Genomic DNA, 458 nt, shown 5'->3' with positions numbered 1-458 from the left:
GCGACGACGCCGGCGCCGACGGTGCGGCCGCCTTCACGGATGGCGAAGCGGAGCTTCTCTTCCATGGCGATCGGGGTGATCAGCTCGACGTCCAGCTCGGCGTTGTCGCCCGGCATGATCATTTCCACGCCTTCGCGCAGCTTGATGATGCCGGTCACGTCGGTGGTGCGGAAGTAGAACTGCGGACGGTAGTTCGTGAAGAACGGCGTGTGACGGCCGCCTTCTTCCTTGGTCAGGATGTAGGCTTCGGCCACGAACTTGGTGTGCGGGGTGATCGAACCCGGCTTGCACAGCACTTGGCCGCGCTCGACGTCTTCACGCTTGGTGCCGCGCAGCAGCACGCCCACGTTGTCGCCGGCCTGACCTTGGTCGAGCAGCTTGCGGAACATTTCGACGCCCGTGCAGGTCGTCTTCTGGACCGGACGGATGCCGACGATTTCGACTTCTTCACCGACCTT

The 458-nt window shown here is 63.8% G+C and carries 1 protein-coding gene; it reads right to left on the bottom strand.

The genetic code is table 11. The annotated features are described in order from the left end of the window. Positions 1–458, bottom strand: a 458-nt coding sequence (locus ACODR1_RS24800) for an EF-Tu C-terminal domain-related protein (RefSeq protein ID WP_488882817.1), incomplete at both ends; no start/stop codon positions are given.

This window comes from Caulobacter sp. FG7 (assembly GCF_057808875.1).
The sequence above is the reverse complement of the archived record's forward strand: the minus strand, read 5'-3'. Positions and strand labels throughout refer to the sequence as shown.